The organism is Pseudoxanthomonas sp. G3, from assembly GCF_057654715.1.
In genome coordinates this window covers 1,494,032-1,518,570 of the sequence record NZ_CM172805.1, presented here as the reverse complement: position 1 = coordinate 1,518,570, position 24,539 = coordinate 1,494,032, and the positions used below count along the sequence as shown (strand labels likewise).

At 66.6% G+C, this 24,539-nt stretch carries 24 protein-coding genes, 9 tRNA genes and 1 other RNA gene; 8 read left to right on the top strand and 26 right to left on the bottom strand.

The window, feature by feature from the left end:
- The first annotated feature begins 57 nt into the window (after positions 1-57).
- Together AC23D6_RS07250 and ffs are read left to right on the top strand one after the other, a co-directional pair.
- Positions 58-150 (top strand) — tRNA-Ser (locus tag AC23D6_RS07250).
- A 235-nt stretch (positions 151-385) separates the two neighbouring features.
- Positions 386-482: signal recognition particle sRNA small type (gene ffs, locus AC23D6_RS07245), an RNA gene on the top strand.
- A gap of 263 nt (positions 483-745) precedes the next feature.
- Here the strand turns inward: ffs and AC23D6_RS07240 are convergent.
- Genes AC23D6_RS07240 through AC23D6_RS07210 form a run of 7 tightly spaced genes read right to left on the bottom strand, consistent with a single transcriptional unit; the run spans position 746 to position 5,443 of the window.
- Positions 746-1,762 carry a beta-propeller fold lactonase family protein gene (locus tag AC23D6_RS07240; RefSeq protein WP_487752100.1) on the bottom strand — a complete coding sequence of 339 codons (1,017 nt, stop codon included), beginning with the start codon at positions 1,760-1,762 and terminating at the stop codon, positions 746-748.
- Positions 1,759-2,187 (bottom strand): molybdenum cofactor biosynthesis protein MoaE, encoded by a 429-nt coding sequence (locus tag AC23D6_RS07235; RefSeq protein ID WP_487752099.1) that lies wholly within the window; start codon positions 2,185-2,187, stop codon positions 1,759-1,761. The genes AC23D6_RS07240 and AC23D6_RS07235 overlap by 4 nt, the downstream gene beginning before the upstream one ends.
- A gap of 3 nt (positions 2,188-2,190) precedes the next feature.
- Entirely contained in the window at positions 2,191-2,436 is a 246-nt protein-coding gene (gene moaD, locus AC23D6_RS07230; protein WP_487752098.1) for a molybdopterin converting factor subunit 1, read from the bottom strand.
- Positions 2,433-2,915, bottom strand: a complete 483-nt coding sequence (gene moaC / locus AC23D6_RS07225) for a cyclic pyranopterin monophosphate synthase MoaC (RefSeq protein ID WP_487752097.1) — start codon at positions 2,913-2,915, stop codon at positions 2,433-2,435. The genes moaD and moaC overlap by 4 nt, the downstream gene beginning before the upstream one ends.
- A 14-nt stretch (positions 2,916-2,929) precedes the next feature.
- On the bottom strand, positions 2,930-3,943 hold the full coding sequence (gene moaA / locus AC23D6_RS07220) for a GTP 3',8-cyclase MoaA (protein WP_487752096.1): 1,014 nt from the start codon (positions 3,941-3,943) through the stop codon (positions 2,930-2,932).
- Positions 3,940-4,692, bottom strand: a complete 753-nt coding sequence (locus tag AC23D6_RS07215) for an MBL fold metallo-hydrolase (RefSeq protein ID WP_487752095.1) — start codon at positions 4,690-4,692, stop codon at positions 3,940-3,942. Before AC23D6_RS07215 ends, moaA begins: the two co-directional genes overlap by 4 nt.
- Position 4,693: 1 nt before the next feature.
- The gene (locus AC23D6_RS07210) at positions 4,694-5,443 is read right to left on the bottom strand and encodes a 3-deoxy-D-manno-octulosonic acid kinase (protein WP_487752094.1); all 750 of its coding nucleotides are present in this window, start codon (positions 5,441-5,443) and stop codon (positions 4,694-4,696) included.
- A gap of 19 nt (positions 5,444-5,462) precedes the next feature.
- On the opposite strand from AC23D6_RS07210, the gene AC23D6_RS07205 reads away from it, so the two are divergent.
- Positions 5,463-6,509 carry a glycosyltransferase family 9 protein gene (locus AC23D6_RS07205; RefSeq protein WP_487752093.1) on the top strand — a complete coding sequence of 349 codons (1,047 nt, stop codon included), beginning with the start codon at positions 5,463-5,465 and terminating at the stop codon, positions 6,507-6,509.
- Between the two features lie 4 nt (positions 6,510-6,513).
- Positions 6,514-7,578: an NAD(P)H-dependent flavin oxidoreductase gene (locus AC23D6_RS07200; RefSeq protein ID WP_487752092.1), complete on the top strand. Its 1,065-nt coding sequence runs from the start codon at positions 6,514-6,516 to the stop codon at positions 7,576-7,578.
- Here the strand turns inward: AC23D6_RS07200 and AC23D6_RS07195 are convergent.
- Together AC23D6_RS07195 and AC23D6_RS07190 are read right to left on the bottom strand one after the other, a co-directional pair.
- Positions 7,554-7,961 (bottom strand): DUF6165 family protein, encoded by a 408-nt coding sequence (locus tag AC23D6_RS07195; RefSeq protein WP_487752091.1) that lies wholly within the window; start codon positions 7,959-7,961, stop codon positions 7,554-7,556. The genes AC23D6_RS07200 and AC23D6_RS07195 overlap by 25 nt on opposite strands.
- A gap of 108 nt (positions 7,962-8,069) precedes the next feature.
- Positions 8,070-8,160 (bottom strand) — tRNA-Ser (locus AC23D6_RS07190).
- A 216-nt stretch (positions 8,161-8,376) separates the two neighbouring features.
- On the opposite strand from AC23D6_RS07190, the gene AC23D6_RS07185 reads away from it, so the two are divergent.
- Complete coding sequence (locus AC23D6_RS07185) at positions 8,377-9,081, top strand: PP2C family protein-serine/threonine phosphatase (protein ID WP_487752090.1); 705 nt, start codon at positions 8,377-8,379, stop codon at positions 9,079-9,081.
- A gap of 6 nt (positions 9,082-9,087) precedes the next feature.
- Here the strand turns inward: AC23D6_RS07185 and dnaQ are convergent, their stop codons facing one another.
- The 4 genes from dnaQ to AC23D6_RS07165 are packed head-to-tail and all read right to left on the bottom strand — an operon-like array spanning position 9,088 to position 11,507.
- Positions 9,088-9,822 carry a DNA polymerase III subunit epsilon gene (dnaQ, locus tag AC23D6_RS07180; protein ID WP_487752089.1) on the bottom strand — a complete coding sequence of 245 codons (735 nt, stop codon included), beginning with the start codon at positions 9,820-9,822 and terminating at the stop codon, positions 9,088-9,090.
- A complete protein-coding gene (locus AC23D6_RS07175; protein WP_487752088.1) occupies positions 9,822-10,385 on the bottom strand; it encodes a GNAT family N-acetyltransferase in 564 nt (187 codons plus the stop codon). Before AC23D6_RS07175 ends, dnaQ begins: the two co-directional genes overlap by 1 nt.
- Positions 10,382-10,831, bottom strand: coding sequence for a ribonuclease HI (gene rnhA, locus AC23D6_RS07170; RefSeq protein ID WP_487752087.1), 450 nt, complete (start codon positions 10,829-10,831; stop codon positions 10,382-10,384). Before rnhA ends, AC23D6_RS07175 begins: the two co-directional genes overlap by 4 nt.
- Positions 10,832-10,847: 16 nt before the next feature.
- Positions 10,848-11,507 (bottom strand): class I SAM-dependent methyltransferase, encoded by a 660-nt coding sequence (locus AC23D6_RS07165; RefSeq protein WP_487752086.1) that lies wholly within the window; start codon positions 11,505-11,507, stop codon positions 10,848-10,850.
- 61 nt (positions 11,508-11,568) lie between these two features.
- Here AC23D6_RS07165 and gloB point away from each other — a divergent pair, with 61 nt between their 5' ends.
- Together gloB and AC23D6_RS07155 are read left to right on the top strand one after the other, a co-directional pair.
- Complete coding sequence (gloB, locus tag AC23D6_RS07160) at positions 11,569-12,348, top strand: hydroxyacylglutathione hydrolase (RefSeq protein ID WP_487752085.1); 780 nt, start codon at positions 11,569-11,571, stop codon at positions 12,346-12,348.
- The gene (locus AC23D6_RS07155) at positions 12,345-13,541 is read left to right on the top strand and encodes a lytic transglycosylase domain-containing protein (protein ID WP_487752084.1); all 1,197 of its coding nucleotides are present in this window, start codon (positions 12,345-12,347) and stop codon (positions 13,539-13,541) included. Before gloB ends, AC23D6_RS07155 begins: the two co-directional genes overlap by 4 nt.
- Before the next feature lie 51 nt (positions 13,542-13,592).
- On the opposite strand, the gene AC23D6_RS07150 is transcribed toward AC23D6_RS07155, so the two are convergent.
- The 13 genes from AC23D6_RS07150 to AC23D6_RS07090 all read right to left on the bottom strand — a co-directional run bounded on the left by AC23D6_RS07150 (position 13,593) and on the right by AC23D6_RS07090 (position 23,607).
- Positions 13,593-15,563: a SurA N-terminal domain-containing protein gene (locus AC23D6_RS07150; RefSeq protein WP_487752083.1), complete on the bottom strand. Its 1,971-nt coding sequence runs from the start codon at positions 15,561-15,563 to the stop codon at positions 13,593-13,595.
- A 169-nt stretch (positions 15,564-15,732) separates the two neighbouring features.
- Positions 15,733-15,809 (bottom strand) — tRNA-Asp (locus AC23D6_RS07145).
- An 85-nt stretch (positions 15,810-15,894) separates the two neighbouring features.
- A tRNA-Val gene (locus AC23D6_RS07140) sits at positions 15,895-15,969 on the bottom strand.
- A gap of 37 nt (positions 15,970-16,006) precedes the next feature.
- Positions 16,007-16,279 (bottom strand): HU family DNA-binding protein, encoded by a 273-nt coding sequence (locus AC23D6_RS07135; RefSeq protein ID WP_487752082.1) that lies wholly within the window; start codon positions 16,277-16,279, stop codon positions 16,007-16,009.
- A gap of 215 nt (positions 16,280-16,494) precedes the next feature.
- Positions 16,495-18,954 carry an endopeptidase La gene (gene lon / locus AC23D6_RS07130; RefSeq protein ID WP_487752081.1) on the bottom strand — a complete coding sequence of 820 codons (2,460 nt, stop codon included), beginning with the start codon at positions 18,952-18,954 and terminating at the stop codon, positions 16,495-16,497.
- Positions 18,955-19,137: 183 nt separating this feature from the next.
- On the bottom strand, positions 19,138-20,421 hold the full coding sequence (clpX, locus tag AC23D6_RS07125) for an ATP-dependent Clp protease ATP-binding subunit ClpX (protein ID WP_487752080.1): 1,284 nt from the start codon (positions 20,419-20,421) through the stop codon (positions 19,138-19,140).
- A gap of 128 nt (positions 20,422-20,549) precedes the next feature.
- Positions 20,550-21,176, bottom strand: a complete 627-nt coding sequence (gene clpP, locus AC23D6_RS07120; protein ID WP_487752079.1) for an ATP-dependent Clp endopeptidase proteolytic subunit ClpP — start codon at positions 21,174-21,176, stop codon at positions 20,550-20,552.
- Positions 21,177-21,253: 77 nt separating this feature from the next.
- A complete protein-coding gene (gene tig / locus AC23D6_RS07115; RefSeq protein ID WP_487752078.1) occupies positions 21,254-22,546 on the bottom strand; it encodes a trigger factor in 1,293 nt (430 codons plus the stop codon).
- 251 nt (positions 22,547-22,797) lie between these two features.
- A tRNA-Leu gene (locus tag AC23D6_RS07110) sits at positions 22,798-22,883 on the bottom strand.
- A 255-nt stretch (positions 22,884-23,138) separates the two neighbouring features.
- Positions 23,139-23,214, bottom strand: a tRNA-Lys gene (locus tag AC23D6_RS07105).
- 75 nt (positions 23,215-23,289) lie between these two features.
- A tRNA-His gene (locus tag AC23D6_RS07100) sits at positions 23,290-23,366 on the bottom strand.
- Positions 23,367-23,400: 34 nt separating this feature from the next.
- Positions 23,401-23,477, bottom strand: a tRNA-Arg gene (locus AC23D6_RS07095).
- A 53-nt stretch (positions 23,478-23,530) separates the two neighbouring features.
- Positions 23,531-23,607 (bottom strand) — tRNA-Pro (locus tag AC23D6_RS07090).
- A gap of 151 nt (positions 23,608-23,758) precedes the next feature.
- Here AC23D6_RS07090 and AC23D6_RS07085 point away from each other — a divergent pair.
- Complete coding sequence (locus tag AC23D6_RS07085; RefSeq protein ID WP_487752583.1) at positions 23,759-24,532, top strand: Bax inhibitor-1/YccA family protein; 774 nt, start codon at positions 23,759-23,761, stop codon at positions 24,530-24,532.
- The last annotated feature ends 7 nt before the right edge of the window (positions 24,533-24,539 follow it).

Genomic DNA, 24,539 nt, shown 5'->3' with positions numbered 1-24,539 from the left:
TCACCGGAGGCTAGAATTCACGCCCCTGAAAGCGGCCCGCAGCCGCGTTCAGGTCCCGGAGAGGTGTCCGAGTGGTTGAAGGAGCACGCCTGGAAAGTGTGTAAGCGTCTAAACCGCGCTTCGGGGGTTCGAATCCCCCTCTCTCCGCCAGATTGAAAGACGTAGTGATGGCTCCAGGTCCGTGATGTTTCGCCGGGACGTGGAGAGGGGGTGAGAACCCCCGGGTTCGACAAACCGCGTAGCGGTTTGCACGGCGAAGCCGCCCGCAGGGCGAAGGCGCGCAGCGCCGAGTGAATCCGCCCTCTCTCCGCCAGATTCGATGCATCCCGGCGTATCGGGATGACGGCGAACCGCGCTCCGGCGCGGTTTCGTTTCTATGGTGGCCCCGTCGGCCCCTCGCGACGCTAGGTCGAAAATCCCGCCAGGGCCGGAAGGCAGCAACGGTATCGATCGACGCGGGCGCCGAGGTCAGCCGGCGGGGCCACCGCCTTTTCTGCCACGGGCTATTCACTGACCCCTGCCGTTGCGACGGCATCTTTCTCAGCGCAGCGGAACTACCGCGGGGCGCGGCAGCAACGGTATCGATCGACGCGGGCGCCGAGGTCAGCCGGCGGGGCCACCGCCTTTCCGAAGCCCGAGAATTCACTCTCCACGGCCGTTGCGACGGCATCGTTGCCATCGCGTCCGATCTATCGCGAGGCGCGGCGCGACCACCGCCTTTTCTGCCCGACGGGATGCGCGCGACTCAGTCCGCGATGAGGCCCAGCGCGTCGGGTTCGCGCCCGGTCACCCAATAGTCGATCACCTGCCAGCGCTGGGTGTCGATGACGGCAACCCGGTCGCCGCCGCTGATCGCGACATAAGCGCGGGGGCGGTCCGACGCGACCACCACGCCGATGGGAAGCGCCGCGTTGCCCAGCATGGTGGGCTGGTAGTCCATGTCTTCGCGCGAAAGCGGTACGGTCGCCACGGGTACCTTGGTCCTGGCGTTGAACACGGCCAGCGTAGCCGCGCGCGCATGGGTGACGAAGGCCAGCGCACCGTCGGTGGCGAAGGTCACGCGGATCGGGAAGCCCTTGCTGCTCATGCGGCGCTTGACCGCCAGCGTGCGCGGGTCGTGCACGGTGAGCGTGCCGTCCTCGCGGTTGGTCACCCAGACTTCGGCGCCGTCCGGTCGAACGGCCACGCCTTCCGCGCCCTTACCGGCGGCTTTTTCGATCCTCGCGCCCGTGGTCAAGTCGATCCGGCTGATGGTCCCGGCCTGGATCTTGGTCAGGTAAGCCACCTGCCCGTCCGGCGACAACGCCACCATATGCCCGGTGCCACCACCGACGTCGATGCTCTGCTCCACCTCGCCCGAGGCCACGTCGACCACGATCAGGCTGGCGGACGCTTCGGTGGTGACCAGCACGCGGCGCCCGTCGGCCAGGAAGCGGACGCCATGCGGCGCGCTGTGCTGGCCCAGGTCGATGGTGCGCGTCGGCTTGCCGCCGACGAGGTCCAGCACGGACAGCGTGTTGCCGGACTTCGCACCGCCGTAGTTCGTCACCACGGCGACGCGGCCATCCGGCGCCACCGCGATCTCATGCGGCGCCTCGCCGGTCCGGTATTCGCCGACGCGGCGGCCGTCGCGCAACGAGAGGCGCCAGACGGTGTCGGCGGACTTGTTGCCGACCAACAATTCGGCAGACCGGGCGTCCTGTGCGCACAGGCACGCGAGGGCGACAGCCGTGCCGAAAACGACGCGACGCAGAACGCTCACGGCCCCTCCCCGACGGGATGAAGCCAGTCCGCATCGCCTTCACGGTAATGCTCGCGTTTCCAGATCGGCACACGCTGCTTCACTTCATCGATGATGTAGCGGCAGGCGTCGAACGCGGCTCCCCGGTGCGCGGCACTGACACCGACCCACACCGCCAGGTCGCCGATCGCCAGCGCGCCGACGCGGTGCGCACAGCACGCCGCTAGCACGTCGAAGCGTTCCATCGCCTCGGCAACGATCCGTTCGCCCTCGCGTTCGGCGAGTGCACCATAGGCTTCGTAATCCAGGCCATTCACCGCGCGACCGGCATGATGGTCGCGGACCCAGCCTTCGAAAGTCGCATGGCCGCCGGCACGCGGATCGCGCAGGGCGGCGCCCAACGCAGCGACATCGAGCGGTTCCGCGGAAAGAAGAAAACGGGGCATGGATCAGCCCCCGCTCACGGGCGGGATGAAAGCGACCTCGCTACCGGACCGCAGCGGATCCTGCCAGCGCGCGAATTCGCCATCGACGGCCACACGCAGATGCTCGCGCGGCCAAGCGATCCCATGGCGCATCTGGACCTCCGCATACAGGCCGGAAAGATCGGCCGCGCTGGTGGTGACCGATTCGCGGGCCGCGCCCGCGCGTTCGCGCAGGCTGGCGAAATAGAGCACGGTGAGCGTGACCGTCATGGCGACCCCACATCGCGCTTGCCGCCCCGCTTGGCCACCAGCTTCGCCGGGCCCAAGACGATAGATTGCGACAACGCTTTGCACATGTCGTACACGGTCAGGGCGGCCACCGTGGCACCGGTCAGCGCTTCCATCTCGACGCCCGTGCGGTGCACGGTGCGCACCTGGCATTCGATCAACAACGTGGTCTCGCCGTCCCAGTCGATCGACAGGCGGCAGCCGTCGATGGGTAACGGATGGCAGAACGGGATCAGCTCGTGCGTCCGTTTGACGGCCATCGTCCCGGCGATGATCGCCGTATCGACAATGCCGCCCTTTGCGCTGCGCAGCCCGTTGCGTTTCAGCTGTCTTGCGACCTCGGCGGGAAAGCGTACGCGGCAGGTCGCCCGCGCCTCGCGCGCGGTAGAGGCCTTGCCGGACACATCGACCATTGCAGGCCGGCCGTCGGCGTCGAGGTGGGTCAATGCGGTGCGGGGCATGCGGGTCCTGAGAGTCAGCCGCCGATAAGATACATCTCGACGCGGCGCCGGTCCCGCACTTCCGGGCGGCCACGCAACTCGCTGTAGCGGTCGCCCCGCGCCGACCACAGGCCAGCCACGTGCGCGACCAGCGCATCTTCGCCCTGGCCCAGGACCGCGCGCAGGTCCGTGCCGTCCGATGCGAACAGGCAGGTGAACAACCTGCCATCCGCCGATACGCGAGCGCGGTGGCAGTCGCCGCAGAACGGCGTGCTGACCGAGCTGACGAAGCCCACTTCGCCGCCGCCATCGTCGAATCCATAACGCTCGGCCACCTCGCCCCGGTACTCCGCTTGCAGCGGATGCAACGGCCAGCGCGCGGCGATCCGGTCGCGCAGCACGGACGAGGGGACCATCCGCTCCAGCCGCCAGTCGTTGCTGTCGCCGACGTCCATGAACTCGATGAAGCGCACGACGTGCCCGGTGCCGCGGAAGCGATCGACCAGTGGTAGCACCTCCGCTTCGTTCACGCCCCGCTGGACGACGGCGTTGATCTTCAGGCTCGCGAAACCCGCCGCCACGGCCGCATCGATCCCGGCGAGCACGTCGCCTACCTGTCCGCGCCTGCCCGACATCTCGGCGAACACGGCGGGATCCAATGCATCCAGGCTGACGGTAATGCGCCGAAGTCCTGCGTCATGCAGCGCTTGCGCCTGGTGCGCGAGCAGCACGCCGTTGGTGGTCAGCGCGATGTCGTCCAGACCGGGGATCACAGCCAGCCGTCGCACCAGTTCGGGCAAACGCTTGCGCAGCAGCGGCTCACCGCCGGTCAGACGCAGCTTTCGCACGCCCAGGCGCACGAACGCACGCACGAGGGTGTCGATCTCGTCAAACGACAGGCGCTGCGAGGCATCGGTGCCGTAATCCTCGGGGACCCGGTCGGCCGGCATGCAGTAACCGCAGCGGAAATTGCAGGCATCGATCACGGACAGCCGCAGGTCATGCAGCGGGCGCCCGAGCAGATCGTGCGGCTGGGGCGCGGCGTTCACGGCAGCTCGACGGGCGTTGGCCCGGCCAGCGCGATACCCTCGCCGGGCGACGCGACGCGGTGGCCGCGTGCACGCAAGGCGTCGCCGTCCGCATGGCTGGCGTAGTGGTAGAGCACGCAGCGGGCCAGCAGCGTGGATGGGTATTCGCGCTCAAGGTCGTCGATGCCGCTGTGCGACGGATTCCCGTGCAGCCCGCAATCGTGCGCGATCAATTCGTCAGCATCGGCGTGGCGGACCAGCATCTCTGGAATGGGACGCGTGTCGCCCGTCCACACCACGCTGCCACGCAGGCGCAGGCCGAAGGCGGTCTCCGGCCAGTGGTGCCGCACCGGAAACACCTCCAGTCGCTGTCCGTCGTGCCAGAACGCGTCGCCGACCGGCACCAGCTGGAACGCATCCCAGAAGTTCGCGCCCCCCTCGGCCAGTACGTTCGGATAGCTGGCGATGCGCTGGTGAAGCAGCGGCACCAGCGGCGCCGGCACGTACAAGCGGACCTTGCCGCGTCGGGCCGGGTCGAAATACGTGGCAACGAACAGGCGTTCCATGCCGGCCACGTGGTCAAGGTGCACATGGGTGATGAAGACCGCATCAGGCATATCGCCGTAGCGGGCATGGTACGCGGTCAGGCCCTCGCCGCCGCAATCGATCGTCAGCCACGGTGCGCCGTCGCGCTCCAGCGTGGCCATGGCCGAGCCCAGTTCGACCGCACTGGCGTTGCCCACGCCGAGGAAGCGCAGCACCCACGTCATCTCAGTAACCCCGCGACCAGGCGTGGTCGTACGCGCGACGCAGGTGGGCGAAATCCACGCCGACCTCTTCAGTACTGCGCGCGCCCCGCAGCTTCAGCAACGAGCGCCTGAGGCGGGCCAGGTTCTGTTCGCGCCACGCCGTCGCAGGAATGCGCAGGCGCCCGCGATCGAAGTCGATCAGCCACCCGTGGCCACTGCTGTCGAACAGGATGTTCTGTGCGTTGAGATCGGCATGGTCCAGGCCGGCACGATGGAAGCGCGCCACCAGCCGACCCGTGCTTTCCCAGGGCGCTCGGCCTTCGTCCCGCGATGCGATGTCGGCGAGCGTGCGCACGTCCATCAACCGCTCGACCAAGATGGCGGCGCGGTAGAACATGCCGTCACGCACGTAGCTGGCCGCCACGGGCCGCGGAACCGGCAGGCCACGCGCCAGCAATGCGCGGGTCAGGCGGAATTCGGCAAAACTGCGCGTGCGGTCCGGGCCGTGCCACAGGTAGCGATCGTTGCTGAACCGCGACGCCAGGCCGCCGCGCCGGTAGTGCCGCAGGACGCACTGGCTGGACGGCGCATCGATGAACCAGGCGCCGCCGCGGCCGCCGCTGTCGACCGGCCGGGCGCGCTCGCCCCACTTTTCCGGCAGGAACCAATCCGGGCTCGCTTGCCGCAGGTGTTTGCGGTCGAACAGAATCGCACCGTATCCGCTGCCTTCGCGGAACGGCGTCAGGGATTCCGAGGCGTCAAAACCGACCATTCAGCGAGTCTAACAACACTTGTCCACGATTCCCCAATCGCTCTGCCTGCTTCGCCTGTCCGCCCTGGGCGACGTGACCCATGTCGTGCCGCTGGTGCGCACGTTGCAACGCCACTGGCCGCAGGTGCGCCTGCATTGGGTCATCGACAAGGGAGGCTTCAAGCTGCTGGAAGGGCTGGAGGGCGTGACCTTCCACACCTACGACAAGAAGAGCGGACTGGCCGGCATGCGGGCGCTGCGCGCGGAACTGCCGGCGAAGGGCTTCGACGCGCTGCTGCAGATGCAGGTGGCCCTGCGCGCCAACCTCCTGTCGGCCTTCATCCGTGCACGCCGGCGGATCGGCTACGACCGCAGCCGCTCGAAGGACCTGCACGGCCTGGTGATCAACGAGCGCATCCCCGACCGTCCTGGCATCCACGTGCTGGATGCGATCGGCAGCTTCTGCGAACCGCTGGGCCTGACCCAGGACGAGGTCGTCTGGCGCCTGCCGGTTCCCGAGGACGCATACGCCTGGGCGGCGGCGCAATGGCCTGCGGACGGGCAGCGCACGCTGATGATCTCGCCGTGTTCGAGCCATGAGCGCCGTAACTGGTACGCCGACCGCTACGCCGCGCTCGCCGACCACGCCGCCACGCAGGGTTGGCGCATCGTGCTGTGCGGTGGCCGCAGCGATCTCGAACGCCGCACTGCCGATGCCATCACCGCGGCCATACGCGCCCCTGTGCTGGACCTCGTCGGCAAGGACACGCTGAAGCAGCTGCCCGCCCTGCTCGCCCGCGCCGACCTGGTGGTGACGCCAGACTCCGGCCCCATGCATATCGCCAACGCGATGGGCAGCGCGGTGCTGGGCCTGCACGCCGCCAGCAATCCGCATCGCAGCGGCCCCTACTCCACCACGCGCTATTGCGTGGATCGCTATGACGATGCCGCCCGCAAGTACCGCGGCAAGCCGGCCGCCGACCTCCCCTGGGGCACGAAGATCGAGCACGACGGCGTCATGGACCTCGTGACGGTGGAAGACGCCGTGGCGGCGTTCGAGCGGCGACGCGCCGACCTGGACGGCTGACGTCGTGGACCTCGCCGCCCTGCTCGGGATCCGCTGGCCGCTGCTGCAGGCGCCCATGGCGGGCGTACAGGGCAGCCGGTTGGCGCTCGCCGTGTGCGAAGCGGGCGGCCTGGGCGCACTGCCCGCCGCCGCCCTGACGCCGGACGCGCTCGACACCGAAGTCCGGCGATTGCGCGCAGGCACGGACCGGCCCTGGAACCTCAACTTCTTCTGCCACGCGCCGCCAGCGTCCGACGCCTCGCGCGAGCAGGCCTGGCGTGAGCGGCTGCACGCCGATTACGCGCGCTTCGGCATCGATCCCGCGAACATCGTCGCCGCGCCAGGTCGACGTCCCTTCGACGCCGACGCATTGGCCTTGGTCACGGCGCATCGGCCGGCGGTGGTGAGCTTCCATTTCGGCCTGCCTGCGGAGGCGTTGCTGGCCGGCGTGCGCGACGCAGGCTGCCGCGTGCTGGCCAGTGCGACCACGGTGGACGAAGCGCGCTGGCTACAGGCGCGCGGCGTGGATGCGGTGATCGCGCAGGGCTGGGAGGCCGGCGGTCACCGGGGACACTTCCTGTCCGACGACTTGGACCTACAGTCGGATCTGGCCACGCTGTTGCCGCAGATCGTCGCGGCCGTCGACGTGCCGGTAATCGCGGCCGGCGGCATCGCCGATGCGCGCGACGTGGCCGCTGCGATGGCACTGGGCGCGGCGGGCGCGCAGGTCGGCACCGCCTACCTGTTGTGCCCGGAAGCCGACACGCGCGCGGTTCACCGGCAGGCCTTGCGCCAGGCGCGCGCGACCGCGGTCACCAACGTGTTCACTGGGCGCCCCGCGCGCGGCATCGTCAATCATGCGATGGCCGCCTGGGGGCCGATGGCAGCGGATGCGCCCGCGTTCCCGCTGGCGACCGCCTTCTCCGCCCCGCTGCGCGAGGCGGCCGAGCCGCACGGCCTGGACGACTACTCCCTGCTGTGGGCGGGCCGGTGTTTCCCCGCCTCCGAGGAACGGCCCGCGGCAGCAGTCACCGAAGCCTTGGCGCAGGGCTTCCGCGCGATGCCTTACGGGACGTCGCCGGTGCGGTAGTCCTGGTACGACTTCTCTTCGACGTAGCTCGACCCCAGCGCCAAGTTGATCGCCTTCTTGATACGGGCGCGCTCGTCGTTCTCGATGTAGACGCTGCGCGCCAGGCGGACGAAGGCATCGTCGAAGGCCTGCGCCTTCTCCTTCAATCGCACCTCGTCCTCGATCTCCCACAGCCGTTCATTGACGGCCTTCAGCTGGGCGCGCAGTTCGACAATCGAATGGCCCGCCGCCGGGTGCGCCATCCAGGCCTGCTCGAGCGCCGCCAACTCGTCGCGCACGTTCGCCAGCTTTGCCGGATCGGTCATGCGCTCGGACTTGATCTGCAGGATGGCGATCTTGTCCAGCAGCTCGCCGAACGATACGGGGACGAGGATTTCGGACATGGCAGGCTCCCGGCAAAGAACGCCATTCTAGGCGGCGACTTCCATCGCGGCATCCCTCGCGCGGAGGCCAGAACGCAAAAAGCCCCCTTTCGGGGGCTTTCGCGAATCTGGCGGAGAGGGAGGGATTCGAACCCTCGATACGCTATTAACGTATGCCTGATTTCGAGTCAGGTACATTCAACCACTCTGCCACCTCTCCGGTGGCCCCGGACGCGTCCGGGGCCGTGAATGATACGTGGCGGGCCGCTTCCGGACAAGCCGACGGACATGATTGACGTGCGTCCGCGGCCATCGGCATGCACATCGATGAACCCCGACCGCCCTCCTGCATGCGTCGGCCTTGCCGGTTGTCCTGTCCGTCCGGATCATTGCGTATGAACGGGTAGGCGAAGACCGTCCCACAGCGCAGGACACCATGATCGAATTCGGCCACATCTCCCACGTCGGCCTCCGCAGGGAGCTGAACGAGGACACCTACTACGGCGACAGCGAGCTGGGCCTGTGGCTGGTGGCCGACGGCATGGGTGGTCACGCCTGCGGCGAGGTGGCCAGCGCGCTGGCCCGCGAAACCATCGTCCGCGAGGTGCGCGACGGCACGCCGCTGGCGCAGGCGATCCGCATCGCTGACGAAGAAATCATCCGCACCTCGCGTCGCCGCAACGACACCCTGCCGATGGGCACCACGGTGGTGGCGGCCCGCATCCAAGGCAACCGCTTCGAAGTGGCCTGGGTCGGCGACAGCCGCGCCTATCTCTGGCGCGAGGGCCAACTGGCCCAGCTCAGCCAGGACCACAGCTACGTGCAGGAACTGATCGCGCAAGGCGCGCTGACGGCGGAGCAAGCGCGTTCGCACCCTCACCGCAACGTCGTGACCCAGGCATTGGGAGTCACCGACCCGAACCATCTCAACGTGGAAACGATGACCGGCGAACTACGCCCGGGCATGCAGCTCCTGCTGTGCAGCGACGGCCTGACCGAGGAAGTGGACGACCGCAGCATCGCCGGCACGCTGAAGCACGACGACTGCAGCGCGCAGGAATGCGTGGACACCCTGATTGCCGCTGCGCTGGATGGTGGTGGTTCCGACAACGTCACCGCGATCCTGGTGCGCTGCCACTGACCCGGCTCAGGCGCCGGCCTGCTCCAGTACCGGCGGATCCCACAGGCAACGCCCGCCCGCTTTCTTCCTGAGCTTTTCCAGGCGGGCCTCGTGTGCGGCCAGTTCTTCCGCGGAAACCACCACGCGCGGGCGCTGCCCAGCGCTTGCAGCGTCGAAGGCGATGACCGTCGCCACGGTGGCACCTGCCGTCGCCTCTTCCGCGCCACCGAAACCGATCTCGCTCTGGCCCGCGGTCAGGTTGAGGTAGACATCGCACAGCAGTTGGGCGTCGAGCAGCGCGCCGTGGAGCTGGCGGTGGGTGTTGTCCACGCCCAACCGCTTGCACAGGGCATCCAGCGAATTGCGCTGCCCGGGGAAGCGCTGGCGGGCCAGCAGCAGCGAGTCCTCGACGGTCACGCGATCGGCCAGCCGGCCGTACCGCTCGCCCAGGCGCGACAGCTCGTAATCCAGGAAGCCGACATCGAACGCCGCGTTGTGGATCACCAGCTCCGCCCCCTCGATGAAGGCCAGGAACTCATCCGCGATATCGGCGAACAGCGGCTTGTCCGACAGGAACTCCAGGCTCAGGCCGGTGACTTCGGCCGCGCCCTGTTCGAATTCGCGCTGCGGGTTGATGTACTGGTGGTAGGTGCGCCCGGTCGGCCGGCGTTCAAGCAGTTCGACGCAGCCGATTTCGACGACCCGGTTGCCCTTCTTCCATTCCAGGCCGGTGGTTTCGGTGTCGAGGATGATCTGGCGCATCAGGCGAAGGTTTCCGGGATGGGATTCAGATGGAACAAGCCGACCTCACGCTCTACGTGGGGCAGCATGACCATTCTCTCAAAGACGAATCCCAGCTTCTGCAACAGGCGGATCGAGGCGGCGTTATCGGGATTGACGATCGCCAGCAGGCGACGGGCTTGCAGCCGCCCGCGCGCGTCGGCGATCACGGCCCGCGCCGCTTCCTCGGCATAGCCCTGCCCGACGTACGCCGGTAGCAGCGCATAGCCGATGTCGGGCGCATCCAGGCCCTCGCGGCGCACAAGGCCGCAATTGCCGATCAGCGCGCCCGTTTCCTTCACCTCGACCGCGTACATGCCAAGACCATGGTCTGCATAGCTGCGCAGCGCACCCTGGCGCAGGTACTGCCGCGCCTCGTCAAGCGTTCGCACGCCGCGGTCGGCGATGTTCTGGATGAAGCTCGGTTCGTTCAATAGCGCCAGCATCATGGCGGCGTCGGCGTCGACGCCGTCGTCCATTGCACGCAGGCGCAACCGCGGTGTTTCAGCCACCAGGGATCCCGGCGCGAGCGAGGCCGCGGTCATGCGATGGCTCCGCTGCGGAAGCGCATGGCTTCGTTGCGGGCCAGGACGTCGACGCGCTCGTTGTCCGGGTCGCCGTTGTGTCCCTTCACCCACTTCCATTCGATGCGGTGGCGGCCGGCGGCGGCATGCAGGCGCTCCCACAGATCGCGGTTCTTCACCGGATCACCGCCCGCGGTCTTCCAGCCGCGGCGCACCCAACCGGGCATCCATTCGGTGATGCCTTGGCGCACGTACTGCGAATCGATGTGCAGGGTCACCTGGCAGGTCTCGGTCAGCGCTTCCAGCGCAGCGATGGCCGCCATCAGCTCCATGCGGTTGTTGGTGGTCTGGCCCTCGCCGCCCACCAGTTCGCGCTCCTTCTCGCCGTAGCGCAGGAGGGCGGCCCAGCCGCCGGGGCCGGGATTGCCCAGACAGGAACCATCGGTATGGATGCTGATGTGCTTCATGCGATCTCGTAAAGGTTCAGGCGGCCGGCGCCGCACGCCAGGCGCGGGCGACGGGTGCCGGGGGAATCAGGGCGGCGACGCGCTTTTCCGCTTCCAGCAGGCAGGCGGCCCGCAGCGGCGCGGGGCTGCTGCCCGGGGCGTCAGGAAGTCCGCGCCAGACCGGGCCGTAATGGAGGACATGCTGGGAAGCGGTCAGGCCGGCGGCGGCCAGTTGCAGCCGCCACTGGCCCAATGTCCGAGGCACCAGACCGGTGCGGCGCCATCGCCAGCGGTAGGGGCTCATCGGATTCAGGACGAACAGCCACAGGCGCCCGCCCGGCTCGAGGACACGGGCGCACTCCTGCAACAGCGGCTGGGGATCGCCGGCATCCAGCGCGTGCTGGAGCACGATGACGCCGTACGCCTCGGTCGGCAGCGGCAGCGGCAGCGCGCACTGGACCTGGCCAGAGAGGCGGGAGGAACCCGCCCGGGCCCGCAGGTGCACGCCGCGGGTGGACGGGGCGGCCGTCGCCGCGACCTCCGCCCCTTCGGGCGAAATCCACAGCCAGGGCTGGGGGGTGCGACTGGTGAGCGCCTGGCTGACGCGGGCGTGCTCTGACGCCAGCACCGGTCCGCCGCGCCCGGTCCCGAACCATGCCAGGGCATCGGGTTGACGGGTAAACGCGAAGGCAGGCATGTTCGGATTGTAGAGGACGCCGCCCCTGGGCGTCCGTCACTATCCCGGAGTTCGTCCACCGATGCGCCTGCTCGCCCTGCCCGCCTTCGAGGACAATTACATCTGGGCACTGGTTGATGACGACGGCGATGCGCTGGTGATCGATCCTGGCGACGCCGCACCGGTGCTGGCAGCCACCGGTAATGGCTTGTGGCCGGCCGCGGTGCTGGTCACCCATCACCACCCCGATCACGCCGGCGGCCTGGGCGCACTACGGGAGCGCTGGCCTACCCTGCCGGTGTTCGCGCCCGACGACGACCGCATTCCGGATGCCACCGAACGGGTCGGCGCTGGCGATACGGTGCGGCTGAAGAACTGGACACTCGCAGTGCTCGACGTCCCCGGACACACCCGCAGCCATATCGCGTTCCACGGCGGGGGATCGGAAGGGCCGCCCCATCTCTTCTGCGGCGACACGCTTTTCAGCCTGGGCTGTGGCCGTCTGTTCGAGGGCACGCCGCCGCAGATGCTGGATTCTCTGGACCGCTTGGCATCGTTGTCGCCTGCCTCCCTGGTCTGCTGCGGCCATGAGTACACGCTCGCCAACGGCGCCTTCGCCCAGGCCGTCGACCCGCACAATGCAGCCCTGCGCCGACGCGTCGAGGAAGCCCGCGCGATGCGCCAGGCGGGGCGTCCCTCGTTGCCGGTGACGCTGGGCAGCGAAATCGCCACCAACCCTTTCCTTCGCGTGGATACCGCACCGGTACGCGATGCCGTCGCGCACCGCCTGGGGCGCGCGCCGACCGATCGCGTGGAGACGTTCGCCACGCTGCGGCAGTGGAAGAACGAATTCCGCGCATGAGCATCGGTAATTCCCTGCGCGCCGCAGTCCTGACAGCGCTGCTCGGCGCCGCCCCGTCGATGGCGCTGGCCGCCGATCCCATGGCGACGACGGAGCCGGCGCAATCCCCGTCATCCGAGAGCCTCGCGCCCACCGCTTTGGTGACGGGCCATCAGCGTAGCGGTCTGGAGATCTACCAACGTTTCCGCGATGGCCTGGCCGATCCCGAGTGCGACAGCGCCGCGACCAACGGCCGCTGGAAAAAGCAGTTCGGCCATGCGCCGGGACAGCTCGCGCGCACCGAGGACGATCTACTGCCGTTGTTCGGCTACGTCGTCGACGCGCTGCGCGACGCGCAGCTGCCCACCGAGTTCGCGCTCATCCCGTTCGTGGAAAGCGGCTACAGGCCCGGCGCCCGAAATCCGAACGGTCCGGCGGGGCTGTGGCAATTCATCGGCATCACCGCGCGCAATCACGGCGTGCCGATGCGCGAAGGCTACGACGGCCGCTTGTCGCCCGTTGATTCCACCCAGGCGGCCGTGCGCTACCTCAAGACTTTGCATGGCATGTTCGGCGGCGACTGGCGGCTGGCGGTGATGGCCTACAACGCGGGCGAGTACCGCGTGCTCCAATCGATGCGCCGTGCCGGCATGAACGCGCGCAACGCGCGCCCGGCCGAGCTGCCGGGACTTTCCAGCATCACCTATGCGTATGTCGAGAAGCTGCACGCACTGGCCTGCATCTTCCAGCAGGCGGACGACCGCGATGCCTGGCTGGACCAGCTCGATCGCCCCGTTCCGCGACTGGCCGCCCATACCCTGCCCGACGGCGGCACGCTGGCCTCGTGGGCCACCGCGCATGGACATTCCCCGACATTGCTCAACCGCCTCAATCCGGCCCTGGCGGGGCGTTTCAGTCGCGGTACGCGCCCCCTGCGGCTGCTGGCGCCGAGTCTGGTTGCGGAGACCGACGCCGCAAGCGGGGCCCTCGTCGCAACGGCGAGCGCAGCGACGACCGCTCCGCCGCAGGACGAGGATGCGTCGTCGCCGGGGCGCACGCACACGGTCAAGAGCGGCGAGTCGGCGTGGAGCATCGGCAAGCGGCACGGCATACCCGCCGCCCGCCTGCTGCGCATGAACGGACTGAAGCCTGGGGCCGTCTTGCGTCCAGGCATGGTGCTGCAACTGGACGAAGCTTCGGACGATACCCCCTGAAACAGGAATCCCGCCTTTCGGCGGGATCCTGGAGCGGTTGCATCGTGACCGTTACAGCCGGTCTTCGAACACCTTGACCTTGAAGCGCTTGCGCAGCGCGTCCACGTAGGCCTGCGTGGCGATGCCACCGTTCAATTGAGTCATCTGCTGCTGCATCGTCGCGCGCTCCTCGGGCGGCATGTCGGCCAGCACGCCCTCGGTCACCTTGTTGACCGTGAACACGGCGTAGGCGCCGTTGCCCAGCGCCACCTTGCCCGGCGTCGACTTGCCTTCCACCGGACGTGCCGCTGCGAAGATGGCCTCGTTCGCCTCGGCCGTCGGCATCGGCATGCCGCGGCGCATGCCCGGCAGCTCGTTGAAACGCAGGCCCTCGGCAGCAGCGATGGTGGCGAGTGACTCGCCCTTTTGCAGACGGGCGACCAGCGCGTCCGCAGCGGCGACCGCAGCCTTCTCGCGGCGATCCGCGCGAATCGCGATGATGACCGCCTCACGCGCCTTGTCCAGCGAAAGCGCCTGCTCCGGCGTGTGCTGGGCCACGCGGATCACGACGCTGTGGTTGGGCGCAATCTCGATCGGGTCGCTGACGGTACCGTCCTGCACCAACGTGTCGGAGAACGCCGCGCGCAGTACAGCGGGCACCGTGGCGATACCTTCCGGTGCATTGCGCGAGAACGGACCGACCTTCTGCAACGGCAGGCCCACCGCCTGCGCGGCGGGCGCCAACGCCGTCGGGTTCTTCAACGTCTCGTTGACCACCTTGCCGGCCAGGTCGTTGTAGGCGCGCTCGCGCTCGCTGCCGACTTCTTCGGCCGCCAGTTCGCCGCGCACTTCCTCGAAGCTGCGGCCCGCGCCCGGCTTGATCTCCTTCAGCTGCAGCACGTGATAACCGAAATCGGACTTCACCGGCCCGCGGATCTCACCTGCCTGCATGGCGAACGCAGCGTCTTCGAAAGGTTTGACCATCGATCCGTCCTTGGCGAAGGGCGGCAGTTCGCCTCCTGAGTCCTTGGAACCCGGGTCCTCGGAATTGGCGCGCGCAAGCGCGGCGAAATCGGCGCCTTCGCGCGCCTGCTTGGCGAGCGCGGCCGCTTTCTCCTCGGCCTTCTTCTGGGTAGCGGCATCCGCATCGGCAGCGATCAGGATGTGCGCGACGACGCGCTGTTCCGGCGAGACGAAGCGCGACTTTTCCGCCTCGTAACGCTTGCGCAGCGCGGCCTCGTCGGCGGGTGCGCCGGCTGGCAGCGTGGCGGCGTTGATCTCGATGTACTCCAACGCCACCTGCTCGGGCTGCTTGAAGTCGTTCTTGTGGCCGTCGTACCAGGCCTTGATGTCGGCATCGCTGACCGGAGCGACATCCTCGGCGACCGGCGGCAACAGCGCAATGCCGATGTCGCGGGTCTCACCCAGCAACTTCCACATGCGTTCCTGCTCACCCTCGGTGACGAAATCGGAATCGTTGATCGCCATCGGCACCAGCATCATGCGCAAACGCTCGCGCTGTTCTTCCTCGAATTTCTGCGGCGACAAGGCGGGGACCTGCGAGGACAGCATCAGTTGATACTGCTCGGGGCTGAACTTTCCGTCGACCTGGAACGCCGGCTCGCTCGCGATCATCTTCTGCAAAGCGGCATTGCCGACGACGATGCCGGCGCGCTTGGAACCCAGCGCGAGCACCTTCTGGTCGATCAACTGCTCGAGGACCTTGCGCTTGTTGTCGGCGCTTTCGAACTCGCGCGGATCGAATGCCTCGCCGGCCTGCTGGCGCGCTTGCTGACGCGCCTGCTCGAAGGCCGCGCGGAATTCATCCTGCGTGACTTGTTCTCGCTGCCAGACCATCGACACGGGCCACCACTGCGGCGCGGATTCCCACCACGTCGGCGGAGCCTCGACGACCGCGACATCGCCGGCGGTACCGCCGGTCATGTACTCGTTCACGCCCACAAAGGCGAACGGGATGATCAGCAAGCCGAGGATCAGGCTGGCGATCCAGCCGGAGGTTTTATCGCGGAGTTTCTGCAGCATGTGCGGACGGGACCCGAGTTCGTTCAGCCGCGCAGTTTAGCGCGCCCGCTCACCGGCGTCTCGCCGCCCGACGGCTAGGTTCCGCTACCGTGCAACGCGGAGCGTGGAGGGACGTGCCCGGCGCACGGACAGCAAGAAGCCCGCTTTCGCGGGCTTCTTGGGGTCTTAGTGGCGGAGTGGACGGGACTCGAACCCGCGACCTCCGGCGTGACAGGCCAGCATTCTAACCGACTGAACTACCACTCCGCATCAAGACGAACATTGTAAGGTGGTTTGCGTACTTTCCGCTAGACCATCCGACAAAATTTTTTAACATCGCATCGCCCCGAGGTGGTGGGTGCTGAGGGTTTCGAACCCCCGACCCTCTCCGTGTAAGGGAGACGCTCTACCGCTGAGCTAAGCACCCAGGTGCATCAAGCACCCTGCCATCGGCAGCGAGTCGATTAGTTTACGGCATCCTTCAGGGCTTTGCCAGCCTTGAACGCGGGGTTCTTGGACGCCTTGATCTTGATGGTGTCACCCGTCTTCGGGTTACGGCCCGTGCGGGCGGCACGCTTGCGGACCTGGAAGGTGCCGAAGCCGACCAGCGTCACGCTGTCGCCCTTCTTGAGGGCCTTCGTGATGCTGGAGATGACGGCGTCGACGGCACGGCCGGCTTCGGCCTTGGAGACTTCTGCTTCGTCGGCGACGGCATCGACCAATTCGGTTTTGTTCATTGAGTAACTCCCTTTGCGGAACAACCGCGGAATGAGTAACCGGACCCCGGAGCTTCGCGCGCCCTCGGGACCCGGTCGTTGTTTCCACGCGTTTCGAGGCGTCGCCTGATGCGCGCGGGTGACGTTGTTATACCAGTGCGAAAAATGCCACGCAAGCCGAAAACCCTGTAATGACGCGGGTTTCGGGGGTTTTTAGCGACCGTTCGTCACCGCATTCAGTGCTTCACGCCGGGTTGCTGCGACGCTTTGTCGCCGTCCTTCTCCGAGCCGGGCACGCCACGTTCGGTACCGCCTGCGCCTTCCGCCGGAACGGGCGTCAGCGGACGTTCCAGCGCGAGATCGAGCACTTCATCGATCCACTTCACCGGCACGATCTTCAGCCCTTCGGTTACGTTCGCCGGAATGTCGGCCAGGTCCTTCTTGTTCTCGTCGGGAATGATGACGGTGGTGATGCCACCACGCAGCGCCGCCAGCAGCTTTTCCTTCAGGCCGCCGATCGCAGTCACGCGCCCGCGCAGGGTGATTTCGCCCGTCATGGCGACGTTGGCCCGCACCGGATTCTTGGTCAGCGCCGATACCAGCGCGGTCGCCATCGCGATACCGGCACTGGGCCCGTCCTTCGGCGTGGCGCCGTCGGGCACGTGCAGGTGGACGTCATGCTTCTGCAGGAACTCCGCATCCACGCCGAGACTCGCGGCACGGCTACGGACCACCGACAGCGCAGCGGAGCCGGACTCCTTCATCACGTCACCGAGCTGGCCGGTCAGCAGCATGCCGCCCTTGCCCGGAACCAAGGCGACTTCGATCTGCAGCAGGTCGCCGCCCACTTCGGTCCACGCCAGGCCCGTCACTAGGCCGATCTCGTTCTGCTCTTCGGCACGCCCGAAGTCGTAACGACGGACGCCCGAATACTTCTCTAGGTTCTTCGAGCTGATCTGGACAGCCGCCGCCTTCGCCTTCTTCTTCGCCAGCGCCTTGGGCCCGGCAAGCGCGATCTCCTTCACCACCTTGCGGCAAAGCTTGGCGACTTCGCGCTCCAGATTGCGCACGCCCGACTCACGCGTGTAGTACCGCACCAGGTCGCGGATCGCGCTCTCGGCGATCCTCAGTTCTTCCGGCTTCAGGCCGTTGGCCTTCAACTGCTTCGGCACCAGGTAGCGCTGCGCGATGTTGACCTTCTCCTCCTCGGTATAGCCGGGGATGCGGATCACTTCCATGCGGTCCAGCAGTGGGCCGGGGATGTTGAGCGAGTTGGACGTCGCGACGAACATCACCTCGGACAAGTCCAGGTCGACTTCGAGGTAATGGTCGTTGAAGGCATTGTTCTGCTCGGGGTCCAGCACTTCCAGCAGCGCCGAGGACGGGTCGCCGCGGAAGTCCATCGACATCTTGTCGATCTCATCCAGCACGAACAACGGATTCTTGCTGCCGGTTTTGTTGAGGTTCTGCACGATGCGGCCCGGCATCGAGCCCACATAGGTGCGACGGTGGCCGCGGATCTCGGCCTCGTCCCGCACGCCGCCCAGCGACATGCGGACGAACTTGCGATTCGTCGCCTTGGCGATGCTCTGGCCCAGCGAGGTCTTGCCCACGCCGGGAGGACCGACGAGGCACAGGATCGGGCCGCGCAGCTTCTTCACCCGCGACTGCACCGCGAGGTATTCGAGGATGCGTTCCTTGACCTTTTCCAGGCCATAGTGGTCGGCATCCAACGTGTCCTGGGCGACCTTCAGGTCCTTGCGCACTTTGGTGCGCTTGTTCCAGGGCACGCCGAGCAGCCAGTCGAGGTAGTTGCGGACCACGGCGGCTTCGGCCGACATCGGCGACATCTGCTTGAGCTTGTTGAGCTCGTTGCGCGCCTTCGTTTCCACCGGCTTGGGCATGCCGGCTTCTGCGATCTTGCGGGCGAGTTCTTCCTGCTCGTTCGGCGCTTCGTCCAGCTCACCCAGTTCTTTCTGGATGGCCTTCATCTGCTCGTTGAGGTAGTACTCGCGCTGGCTCTTCTCCATCTGCGACTTCACGCGGCCGCGGATGCGCTTTTCCAGCTGCTGCACATCGATTTCGCCATCGACGAAACCGACGAGCAATTCCAGTCGCTCGCCCACTTCGATGGTCTCCAGCAGGCGCTGCTTGTCGCTCAGGCGCACGCCGAGGTGCGCGGCGATCGTGTCGGCCAGGCGGCTCGGCTCGTCGATACCGGCCAGCGTCTGCAGCAGTTCCGGCGGCAGCTTGCGGTTGGTCTTCACGTACTGCTCGAACAGGCTCATCAGCGAACGCGCGACCGCTTCGATCTCGCGCGGCTCGCGGGCGTCGGTGGAATCGACCTCTTCGCCCTGCCCGTACAGCGATCCGTCGCGTTCGACCACGTTGCTGACGTTGACACGCGCCGTGCCCTCGACCAGGACCTTGATCGTGCCATCGGGCAACTTCAGCAACTGCAGCACCTGCGCCAGCGTGCCGACGGTGTACAGATCGGCAGCGGCCGGGTCGTCGGTCTCGGCGGATTTCTGCGCTAGCAGGATGATGCGCTTGTCGGCTTCCATCGCCTGCTCCAGTGCGCGCATCGACTTGTCGCGACCGACGAACAGGGGAATGACCATGTGCGGAAACACCACCACGTCGCGCAGCGGCAGGACCGGCAGGTCGAGGATTTCAGTCTGGGGGCGGCGGGGCATGGGGGCTCCAGAAAAGTTCGAATTCGGGGGTGTCGAAACACCAATGGGCCCGTTATGGGGCCATCTGGCCAGGGATGCAATAGCGGTCAGGAAACGCCAGTAAAACCAGCGACTTGCGGGACGGCCAGAAAGTGAACAGGCGCCCCGTGGGCGCCTGCGTTCTGATGCATTTTCCGTGCCGGATTACTCGGCCGCGGCGACCTTCGGAGGCGGCGGACTCTGGTAGATCAGGTACGGCTCGGACTTGTGCTCGATGACGGACTCGTCGACGACCACTTTGCTGACATTTTCCATCGATGGCAGGTCGTACATCGTGTCCAGCAGCACCGATTCCACGATCGTGCGCAGACCACGCGCGCCGGTCTTGCGCTTGAGCGCCTTGCGAGCGATGGCCGACAGCGCGTCGGGGCGGAACTCGATTTCCACGCCCTCCATCTCGAACAGTTTCTTGAACTGCTTGGTGATGGCGTTCTTGGGCTCGGTCAGGATCTTGACCAGCGCGGGCTCGTCCAGCTCCTCCAGCGTCGCGACCACCGGCAGGCGGCCGACGAATTCGGGGATGAGGCCGAACTTGATCAGGTCTTCCGGCTCAACGTCGGTCAGCAACTTGCCCGTCTCGGTCTTGCGCTCGGCGCTCTTCACCTTCGCGCCGAAGCCGATGCCGCTGGCTTCCGTGCTGCGCTGCTGGATGATCTTGTCCAGTCCGGCGAACGCGCCGCCGCAGATGAACAGGATGTTCTTGGTGTCGACCTGCAGGAATTCCTGCTGCGGATGCTTGCGACCGCCCTGCGGCGGCACGCTGGCGACGGTGCCTTCGATCAGCTTCAGCAGCGCCTGCTGCACGCCTTCGCCGGACACGTCGCGCGTGATCGACGGGTTTTCGCTCTTGCGCGAGATCTTGTCGATCTCGTCGATGTAGACGATGCCCTGCTGCGCCTTCTCGACGTCGTAGTCGCACTTCTGCAGCAGTTTCTGGATGATGTTCTCGACATCCTCGCCCACGTAGCCCGCCTCGGTCAGCGTGGTGGCGTCGGCGATGGTGAACGGCACGTTGAGCAGGCGCGCCAGCGTCTCGGCCAGCAGGGTCTTGCCGGAGCCGGTCGGACCGGCGAGCAGGATGTTCGACTTGGCCAGTTCGACGTCGTCGTTCTTCTGGCGGCTTTCGATGCGCTTGTAGTGGTTGTAGACGGCCACGGCCAGCGTGCGCTTGGCGCGGTTCTGGCCGATCACGTATTGATCCAAAACCTCGAGAATCTCGCGCGGCTTGGGCAGATGGCTGCGCGCGGACTGGGCCTTCTCCTCCAGCTCCTCACGGATGATGTCGTTGCAGAGCTCCACGCATTCGTCGCAGATGAACACGCTGGGGCCCGCGATCAGCTTGCGGACCTCGTGCTGGCTCTTCCCGCAGAACGAGCAGTACAGGATTTTGGTGCTGTCGCCGGAACGGCCCTGACGATCTTCGCTCATGCTGGTATTACTCGGTCGCTCAACCTGCCCCAGGGGGCTTTCGGTCGGAGAATAGCACACGGTCCCGGCTTGTCAGCCGGGCCCGTGAACAGGGGGATTTGCGCGTGAAACCGGGCCAATCCGGGCAATCAGCCGGCCTGGATGGAATCGTCCGGACGGCGTTCCAGCACTTGGTCGACCAGTCCGTAGGCCTGGGCATCCACCGCGCTCTTGAAGTTGTCGCGCTCGGTGTCGCGCTCGATGGTCTCCAGCGCCTGGCCGGTATGCTTGGCGAGGATTTCGTTCAGGCGGGCACGCAGCGTCAGGATTTCGCGGGCGTGGATGTCGATGTCCGTGGCCTGGCCCTGGAAGCCGCCCAGCGGCTGGTGGATCATCACGCGGGAGTTCGGCAGGGCATAACGCTTGCCCTTCGCGCCGGCCGCCAGCAGCAACGCGCCCATGCTGGCCGCCTGGCCCACGCAGATGGTGCTGACGTCGGGCTTGATGTACTGCATGGTGTCGTAGATGGCCATGCCCGCCGTCACCACGCCGCCGGGCGAGTTGATGTACAGGCTGATGTCCTTCTCCGGATTCTCGGCCTCGAGGAACAACATCTGCGCCACGATGACGTTGGCCACGTGGTCGTCCACGCCGCCCACCAGGAAGATCACGCGCTCCTTCAGCAGGCGCGAGTAGATGTCGTAGGCGCGCTCGCCACGGCTGGTCTGTTCGACCACCATCGGCACCAGGTTGAGGGCTTTGGTTTCGATACTCATCTGTTCTCGCGCCTATCGTTCGGGGGTAGGGGTCCGGCCTAGGATAGCCGGACCGCCTGCCCGGACGGGAGCCCGGCTCAGTTGCGGATGGCTTCCTGGAAGGAAAGCGTCTGCTCGGTGTGCTGGGCGCGCTCGGCGATCCAGTCGATCACCTGCTCCTCCATGACACGACCCTGCAGACTGTTCATCAACTGGGGGTCGTTCCGGTACAACTCAATGACCTGTTCCGGCTCTTCGTAGGTGGAGGCGATCAGGCGCAGGGTCTCGTTCAGGCGCTTGGGGTCCAGGCGCAGCTGGTTGCGGCGGGCCACCTCGCCCACCAGCAGGCCGACCAGCACGCGCTTGCGGGCGGCATCCATGAAACCCTCATGGGCGTTGTCCGGAATCTGGACCTGCTGGCCCTGGCGGCGCGCCTGTTCGGCAGCTTGCTGGACCATCACGCGGGCCTCGTTCTCGACCAGGCGCGGCGGCATCTCGATATGCGAATAGGCGGCGATCAGCTGCTCGCCGACCTCGCGGCGCAGGCGGGTCATGAGCGCACCCTTGAGTTCGCGCTCCAGGTTGCTGCGAATGTCGGCCTTGAACTGTTCGGCATCTCCACCCTTCACGCCGAAGCTGCGGATGAAGTCGCGATCGACCTCAGGCACGACGGACTCCGCCACTTCCGTGACCTTCACGTGGACGTCGACCTGCCGGCCGGCCAGCTGCGGCACGCGCCAGTCGGCCGGAAACGTCACCGACACGGTCTTTTCTTCGCCCTTGGACAGGCCGACTAGGGCCTGCTCGATCTCACCAAACATCACGCCCGAACCGATCAGGGTGGCACCCTTCTCGATGCCTTCGGCCGGCATGCGCTCGTCGCCCGCCTGCGACCAGGTTTCCAGCGAAACGCGGTCGCCGGTCTGCGCGGCACGCTCAACAACCTGGAAGGTGCGGCGCTGCATGCGCAGGTTGTCCACCATCTGCTCGATGTCGGCGTCGGTCACGTCGGCCGTGTGGCGGACCACGCTCAACGTGGCCACATCGATGTCGCCGAAGTCCGGCACGACCTCGAAGGTCGCCACGAAATCCAGTTCGCCCTCACCCTGCTTCTCGATGCGCGGGTTGCCGGCAAGCTGGAGGTCCTGCTCACGCACGGCATTGCTGAACGTCTCGCGCAGCAAGCCGTCCAGGGCTTCGGCGCGCACTTGGTCGCCGTAACGCTGCTCGATGACCTTGGCCGGCACCTTGCCCGGCCGGAAGCCCTTGATGCGCGCGGTGCGCGACAACTCGCGCAGGCGGCCGCCAATGTGGGTGTCCAGACGGTCAGCCGGCAGGCTGAAGCTCATGCGGCGTTCGAGATTGCCGATCGATTCGACCGAAACTTGCATACTCACTGACTCCTGCGGCCACGGCACAGCCGGGGCGATGTTGATAATCCGGGACGCCTGGGACACGGGCGCGAGGCCCGGCCGGCGGAACTTGTTAGTTTCGCCGATTCCGGGGCTGGCTGCCAGCATTGGGCACGGAACGGGCTTGGGCCGCCTTTTAGGGCCTGTCGCCTCGCCCGGATGGCGGGTCTCGCAAGGCACCGCAACGCGCTGGCGGCGACGCCAACGACACGCAGAGGATTGCCAGGGGGTGGTGCGAAAGGAGGGACTCGAACCCTCACGGGGGTTACCCGCTGGAACCTAAATCCAGTGCGTCTACCAATTCCGCCACTTTCGCAGTGCGGAGGATTGTAACCGCGCGCCGGCCGGTGCCGGAAGAAAGACCTTCGGCGCGGCGTGCTACTCCCACTTCCGCACAAAAGAAAAACGCCCGGGGAAACCGGGCGTTTTCGGGTTTGGTGGGCCGTCAAGGATTCGAACCGCGCCTGGACCGAACTCCAGCCACCCTGACCCCGAACGCGCCGCAGCGCGCCCGATGGGTGAACTACCACGCAAAAGAAAAACGCCCGGGGAAACCGGGCGTTTTCGGGTTTGGTGGGCCGTCAAGGATTCGAACCTTGGACCTATTGATTAAGAGTCAACTGCTCTACCAACTGAGCTAACGGCCCCGAAAAACTGGCTGCGTAGTGTAACCGCATCTTCTTTTTGTGTGAACCCCCGCAACCGCGGACGTTCCTGATCAGTGGGGTGGCTGAGGGGACTCGAACCCCCGACATCTGGAATCACAATCCAGTACTCTAACCAACTGAGCTACAGCCACCACTGAAACTTTCCCTGCCGCCGCACACCGGAAGTGGCGCGCCCGACAGGACTCGAACCTGTAACCGCCGGCTTAGAAGGCCGGTGCTCTATCCGGTTGAGCTACGGGCGCCCGGTCCGGATTCTCGCCCTACCCTGTCGGTCACGCCAGGGCAGTCCATCAGCTGGTCGGGGTAGAGGGATTCGAACCCCCGACCCTCTGCTCCCAAAGCAGATGCGCTACCAGACTGCGCTATACCCCGACGAGGGTCCCGGCGTGGCGTCTGGACGCCAACGAGGCCGCGTATTGTCGGAACACGGGGCCCGCCTGTCAAACGAAACATGAAGATCCACGGCTTGGGATATGCTCCTGCGTTGGGGACAGACGTCCGATGACCACATGAGGGGACCATGATACGCAGCGGCAATCCGGCACTGAAGGAATCCACCTTCCTCGACCTCGGCACAGGCAGCGTGGTGTCGCGCGACGGCGGCACGATGACGCTCAACGGTACCGTCAACAAGACCGGCATCCTGCTCCTGTTGACCGTGCTCACCGCGGCGTTCGCCTGGAGCCAGTCCGTCGTCACCGGCCCCGACGGCCAGCCGATGGTGGCGCCCGGCATCGCGATCTACGCACTGGGCGGCGCGATCGGCGGCCTCGTCCTGGCGCTTGTGACCACCTTCAAGAAAGAATGGTCCCCGGTCACCGCGCCGCTGTATGCGCTGGTGGAAGGCTTCTTCCTGGGCGCCATCTCGGCGATGTTCGAACTGCGCTTCCCGGGCATCGTGATGCAAGCGGTACTGCTGACGTTCGGCACGCTGGGCGCGCTGTTGGCCGCTTATCGCAGCGGCCTCATCAAAGCCACGGAAAACTTCAAGCTCGGCGTTGCCGCAGCGACCGGCGGCATCTTCCTGATCTATCTGGTGAGCTTCGTGCTCTCGTTCTTCGGCATCAAAGTGCCCTATATCCACGAATCCGGCCTGATCGGCATCGGTTTCAGTCTGTTCGTGGTGGTGATCGCAGCGCTGAACCTGGTGCTGGACTTCGACTTCATCGAATCGGGCGTGGAGGCCGGCGCGCCGAAGTACATGGAATGGTACGGCGCTTTCGGCCTGATGGTCACGCTGGTGTGGCTGTATGTCGAGTTCCTGCGCCTGCTGGCCAAGCTGCAGTCGCGCGACTGACGCTTGC

What these genes read in the sequence shown, in the direction of transcription:
- AC23D6_RS07235 (WP_487752099.1), bottom strand. Translation starts at nt 2,187, where the DNA reads ATGCCCCGTTTTCTTCTTTCCGCGGAACCGCTCGATGTCGCTGCGTTG.
- moaD (WP_487752098.1), bottom strand. Translation starts at nt 2,436, where the DNA reads ATGACGGTCACGCTCACCGTGCTCTATTTCGCCAGCCTGCGCGAACGC.
- moaC (WP_487752097.1), bottom strand. Translation starts at nt 2,915, where the DNA reads ATGCCCCGCACCGCATTGACCCACCTCGACGCCGACGGCCGGCCTGCA.
- AC23D6_RS07215 (WP_487752095.1), bottom strand. Translation starts at nt 4,692, where the DNA reads ATGACGTGGGTGCTGCGCTTCCTCGGCGTGGGCAACGCCAGTGCGGTC.
- AC23D6_RS07210 (WP_487752094.1), bottom strand. Translation starts at nt 5,443, where the DNA reads ATGGTCGGTTTTGACGCCTCGGAATCCCTGACGCCGTTCCGCGAAGGC.
- AC23D6_RS07195 (WP_487752091.1), bottom strand. Translation starts at nt 7,961, where the DNA reads ATGTCCGAAATCCTCGTCCCCGTATCGTTCGGCGAGCTGCTGGACAAG.
- AC23D6_RS07185 (WP_487752090.1), top strand. Translation starts at nt 8,377, where the DNA reads ATGATCGAATTCGGCCACATCTCCCACGTCGGCCTCCGCAGGGAGCTG.
- dnaQ (WP_487752089.1), bottom strand. Translation starts at nt 9,822, where the DNA reads ATGCGCCAGATCATCCTCGACACCGAAACCACCGGCCTGGAATGGAAG.
- AC23D6_RS07175 (WP_487752088.1), bottom strand. Translation starts at nt 10,385, where the DNA reads ATGACCGCGGCCTCGCTCGCGCCGGGATCCCTGGTGGCTGAAACACCG.
- rnhA (WP_487752087.1), bottom strand. Translation starts at nt 10,831, where the DNA reads ATGAAGCACATCAGCATCCATACCGATGGTTCCTGTCTGGGCAATCCC.
- AC23D6_RS07165 (WP_487752086.1), bottom strand. Translation starts at nt 11,507, where the DNA reads ATGCCTGCCTTCGCGTTTACCCGTCAACCCGATGCCCTGGCATGGTTC.
- gloB (WP_487752085.1), top strand. Translation starts at nt 11,569, where the DNA reads ATGCGCCTGCTCGCCCTGCCCGCCTTCGAGGACAATTACATCTGGGCA.
- AC23D6_RS07155 (WP_487752084.1), top strand. Translation starts at nt 12,345, where the DNA reads ATGAGCATCGGTAATTCCCTGCGCGCCGCAGTCCTGACAGCGCTGCTC.
- AC23D6_RS07150 (WP_487752083.1), bottom strand. Translation starts at nt 15,563, where the DNA reads ATGCTGCAGAAACTCCGCGATAAAACCTCCGGCTGGATCGCCAGCCTG.
- AC23D6_RS07135 (WP_487752082.1), bottom strand. Translation starts at nt 16,279, where the DNA reads ATGAACAAAACCGAATTGGTCGATGCCGTCGCCGACGAAGCAGAAGTC.
- lon (WP_487752081.1), bottom strand. Translation starts at nt 18,954, where the DNA reads ATGCCCCGCCGCCCCCAGACTGAAATCCTCGACCTGCCGGTCCTGCCG.
- clpX (WP_487752080.1), bottom strand. Translation starts at nt 20,421, where the DNA reads ATGAGCGAAGATCGTCAGGGCCGTTCCGGCGACAGCACCAAAATCCTG.
- clpP (WP_487752079.1), bottom strand. Translation starts at nt 21,176, where the DNA reads ATGAGTATCGAAACCAAAGCCCTCAACCTGGTGCCGATGGTGGTCGAA.
- tig (WP_487752078.1), bottom strand. Translation starts at nt 22,546, where the DNA reads ATGCAAGTTTCGGTCGAATCGATCGGCAATCTCGAACGCCGCATGAGC.